The sequence below is a fragment of the Bacillus sp. P4_D3 genome, from assembly GCF_056401855.1.
In genome coordinates, this window is sequence record NZ_JBFUIN010000245.1 from 1 (window position 1) to 4747 (window position 4747).

Here is a 4747-nt window from a genome sequence, read left to right on the forward strand (position 1 = left end):
AGTCATATTACATTATTTAACCTTCTTACGAAAGATGGAGCTGTGCAAAATACTTCTGTAATTGTTAGTACAAAAGATTACTTCTTCCTTGAAATGAAAAAGGGCCCGGATAGTGTTCATTTAGGTGGTGGTATGTTCGGTGCACTGATGTTCGCAACGTGCTACTTCTTATTTGACGAAGTAGGGGCATATATCATTGGAATTATTTTAGTTATTCTTGGAATACTTTGTATAACAAATAAGCACATTGGAGAAGTACTTGCTCCGGTAGGGAGAATTCTTAGAAGTCAATTTCAAGTAATGCAAGGGGATTATAAAGATTGGAAATCTCAAAGGGTCGCCGAGCAAACTGAAAAGAAAAAAACAACAAGAAGCAAGAGACGTGAACGTGTTGCTGAACAAGAAGAAGCTATTGAGCCAGTAGAAGAAATAGAAATTGGTCCACCAATTATTTCAAATTTTACTGAGAATTATCCAGTAAGTGAAGAGACGGAAAAGCAGATAGAAGAAAATGATTTAATCACTCCTCCGTTTATTGAAGAGGCAGTTCCACCTACGCCAGAAGAACAATCTCAAAAGAAACGAGGAGAAAAAATCGTTGAATCGCTAGAAGGTGAAACGAAAGCACCTCCTATGCAATTTTCTAATGTGGAAAATAAAGATTATAAGCTTCCTTCGCTTGATATATTAAAGTTTCCCCAAAATAAGCAAGTTACAAATGAAAATGCGGAAATTTATGAAAATGCTCGTAAATTGGAACGTACATTCCAAAGTTTTGGTGTGAAAGCGAAAGTAACAAAAGTACATAGAGGTCCTGCAGTTACGAAGTATGAAGTGTATCCTGATATGGGAGTAAAGGTAAGTAAAATTGTTAGTTTAAGTGATGATTTGGCGCTTGCTTTAGCAGCGAAAGACATTCGTATTGAAGCACCTATTCCCGGGAAATCAGCTGTAGGGATTGAGGTTCCGAATTCAGAAGTTTCTATGGTAACGCTGAGAGAAGTTCTTGATTCAAAGGCGAATAACCACCCAGAAGAGAAGTTATTAATCGGTCTTGGACGTGATGTTACAGGAGAGGCTGTATTGGCACGATTAAATAAAATGCCCCATTTATTAGTAGCTGGTGCGACTGGTAGTGGAAAGAGTGTATGTATTAATGGAATTATTGTAAGTATTTTAATGCGTGCGAAACCGCATGAAGTAAAATTAATGATGATTGATCCGAAAATGGTAGAGTTAAATGTATATAACGGTGTTCCGCACTTATTAACACCAGTTGTAACTGATCCGAAAAAAGCGTCACAGGCTTTGAAGAAAGTTGTGAGTGAAATGGAGCGTCGTTATGAATTATTTGCGCATAGCGGTACGCGTAACATTGAAGGGTATAACGATTATATTAAAGAACATAATAGCCAATCGGAAGCGAAACAACCTGAATTACCATATATTGTGGTAATTGTGGACGAGTTAGCTGATTTAATGATGGTTGCTTCTTCGGATGTAGAAGATGCGATTATGCGTTTAGCACAAATGGCACGTGCTGCTGGTATTCATTTAATTATTGCGACTCAGCGTCCGTCAGTTGATGTTATTACGGGTGTTATTAAAGCGAATATTCCATCGCGTATTGCATTTGCTGTATCTTCCCAAATAGACTCTCGAACGATTCTTGACGGTGGTGGTGCAGAGAAGTTGCTAGGTCGTGGAGATATGTTGTTCATACCAATTGGTGCATCGAAACCTGTTCGTGTACAGGGGGCGTTTTTATCAGATGATGAAGTTGAGAGAGTCGTAGAATCTGTTATTGCGCAGCAAAAAGCGCAATATCAAGAGGATATGATTCCACAAGATGTTCCTGAAACAAAGCAGGAAGTAGAAGATGAATTATACGATGAAGCGGTTCAGCTTGTAGTAGAAATGCAAACAGCATCTGTTTCTATGTTACAACGTAGATTTAGGGTAGGATATACGCGAGCAGCTCGTTTAATTGATGCCATGGAAATGAATGGTGTAGTAGGTCCTTATGAAGGTAGTAAACCAAGGGGAGTACTCATTAAAGATGTGCAAGAAAAAAGTTCTTAAAAAAAGCCTAATTGTTTTTACAATTAGGCTTTTTTATATGCTGTTTTTGTTATATACTATAGTCAATAGAAAAGAAAGTGCTTACATAACGGAGGGCTCTTTAGAATACGAATGCTTATCGTTTTGATTTTCTAAACGTTCGATATTTAATGTAGAAAAATGTTGAATTCTGTTGACACATATGGGAGCAAGTGGTAAGATTACTTCGAAAAGAACCACTACCTCATATAATCTTGGAGATAAGGTCCATAAGTTTCTACCTGGCAACCATGAATTGCTAGACTATGAGGGGAAAAGTGTGTAACAAAGGATGTAAGGAATCTTTGTGCCGAACTTTTTCTCGATATGAGGAATGTTTATGGTGCAAAGTTTTTTTTATGGAATAAAGTGTGAAAATTTCATCTTGAAAAATTATTAATATTTATTCGATAATTACGCTTATTTTTAGTATTTAGTAATTTATACTATKTTGTAAGTTGAAAAAAGAGAAAAGAAGTCTTACATCAGAGGTCGAATAATTGAAATGCGGGGGAGTCTTATGTCAGTAAAATCCGATAGTCGTCACCTATATTTGCGGGTGATTGATCACATCAAAGGAAAAATTAAAGATGGGGCTTACAAAGAAAAACAAAAGTTACCTTCAGAGTTTGATCTAGCGAAAGAACTTGGTGTAAGTAGGGCAACTTTAAGGGAAGCACTGCGTATTTTAGAAGAAGAAAATGTTGTTATTCGTAGACATGGTGTAGGGACATTTGTAAATGCGAAGCCGTTATTTTCTTCTGGAATAGAGCAACTTTCTAGTATTACAGATATGATTTCTAGTGTGGGGAAAACACCAGGAACAATCTTTTTATCATCATCTACAACAACTTTAACAGAAGAAGAAAAAGAGAAATTTGATTGTGAAGATGGTTTTAGCGCAGTAATGATTGAACGTGTTCGTACAGCGGATGGGGAACCAGTTGTATATTGTATTGATAAACTGGCAAAAGAGATATTACCAGATTTATCGGGATACAATGAGGAATCGCTGCTTACAGTAATACATAATAATACGCACAAGCGTATCACGTACGCAGTTGCTCACATTGAACCGATTGGTTATCACCCGAAAATTTCACCGATTTTAGAATGTGAACCTGAAACGGCACTGCTAGTTTTAAAACAAATGCACTATGATCAAAATGATGAGCCAATCTTATATTCTATTAATTACTTTAGAGCTGATAAGTTTAGCTTCCACGTATTAAGAAAGCGTATGTAGGGAAGTTCCTTTTTAGGGAGGTGACAGCAAGAAGTAAGGGACAGCAGCGTATGAATCATTAGACAAAACATTTCAGGAGGGGTTTCTAGTATGAAGAAAAAAACAGGTCTTTTATTATCGTTAACGTTAGCGGCAAGTACAGTGTTAGGTGCATGTGGTAACTCGGATAAAGCGGATAGTGACAAAAAAGGGGATAAAGAGTTTAAGGTTGGTATGGTTACAGATGTTGGGGGCGTTGATGATAAATCATTCAACCAATCAGCTTGGGAAGGTTTAACGAAATTTGGTAAAGACAACGATTTAAAGAAAAATGAAGGATATCGTTACCTTCAATCAAGTAAAGATGCTGATTACATTCCGAATTTAACGAAATTTGCGAAAGATCATTATAATACAACGTTTGGTATTGGATTTTTAATGCAAGACTCGATTGAAAAGGTTGCAAAACAATATCCGAAAGAGCAATTTGCAATTGTAGATACTGTTGTGAAAGAACCGAATGTAACAAGTATTACATTTAAAGACCATGAAGGTTCATTCCTAGTTGGTGCTGTAGCAGCAATGACAACAAAATCAAATAAAGTTGGATTTGTTGGTGGCGTGAAGAGTCCATTAATTACAAAATTTGAATCAGGTTTCAAAGCTGGTGCAAAAGCAGTAAACCCAAATATCGAAATCGTATCACAATATGCTGATGCATTTGATAAGCCAGAAAAAGGATCTATATTAGCTTCAGCGATGTACGGTGGAGGCGTTGACGTAATTTACCATGCTTCAGGTGCAACTGGTAACGGTGTATTCACAGAAGCGAAAAACCGTAAGAAAAAAGGTGAAAATGTTTGGGTAATCGGTGTTGACCGTGACCAAAATCAAGAAGGTATGCCTGAAAACGTAACTTTAACTTCTATGGTGAAACGTGTTGATATTGCAGTTGCAAAAGTAGCACAAGAAGCGAAAGATGGTAAGTTAAAAGGCGGTAAAGTAGAAGAGTTTGGTTTAAAAGATGATGGTGTTGGTATCTCGAAATCAACTGATAATGTGAAGAAAGTAAACCCAGAAATTTTAACAAAAGTAGAAGAGTTTGAGAAGAAAATCACTGCTGGTGAAATTAAAGTACCTGCGACTGATGATGAATATAAAGCATACGAAGCTGCTCTAAAGAAATAATGATAGAGCAATAGCAAAGGTTAGTTCTTAGAACTAACCTTTGTATATATAAAAATACTTTTAATAGAGTGTAATTAGGGAGTGTTCCCTGCTAGAAGGAGGAACAAAATGGAATACGTAATTGAGATGAACAATATTACAAAAGTATTCCCAGGCATTGTAGCGAATGATGATATTACGCTGCAAGTAAAACAGGGAGAGATACACGCTTTACTTGGAGAAAATGGTGCAGGG

Annotated in this window: 3 protein-coding genes, 1 pseudogene and 1 riboswitch; all 4 genes and pseudogenes read left to right on the plus strand. The window is 36.7% G+C overall.

The genetic code is table 11. From position 1 onward, the window contains the following. A partial coding sequence (locus AC1DTM_RS18370; protein WP_477000617.1) for a DNA translocase FtsK occupies positions 1–2082 on the plus strand: 2082 nt, incomplete at its 5' end. 203 nt (positions 2083–2285) lie between these two features. Continuing rightward, positions 2286–2387, plus strand: a riboswitch (purine riboswitch). Positions 2388–2620: 233 nt separating this feature from the next. Next, complete coding sequence (locus AC1DTM_RS18375) at positions 2621–3346, plus strand: GntR family transcriptional regulator (RefSeq protein WP_002160754.1); 726 nt, start codon at positions 2621–2623, stop codon at positions 3344–3346. Between the two features lie 90 nt (positions 3347–3436). Then, positions 3437–4513: a BMP family lipoprotein gene (locus AC1DTM_RS18380; RefSeq protein WP_002111345.1), complete on the plus strand. Its 1077-nt coding sequence runs from the start codon at positions 3437–3439 to the stop codon at positions 4511–4513. A 108-nt stretch (positions 4514–4621) separates the two neighbouring features. Continuing rightward, positions 4622–4747, plus strand: a pseudogene (locus AC1DTM_RS18385) (hypothetical protein); the annotation flags it as partial.

Bases quoted from the DNA above. Each gene is read 5' to 3' on its own strand.
- AC1DTM_RS18375 (WP_002160754.1), top strand. From the start codon at position 2,621: ATGTCAGTAAAATCCGATAGTCGTCACCTATATTTGCGGGTGATTGAT.
- AC1DTM_RS18380 (WP_002111345.1), top strand. From the start codon at position 3,437: ATGAAGAAAAAAACAGGTCTTTTATTATCGTTAACGTTAGCGGCAAGT.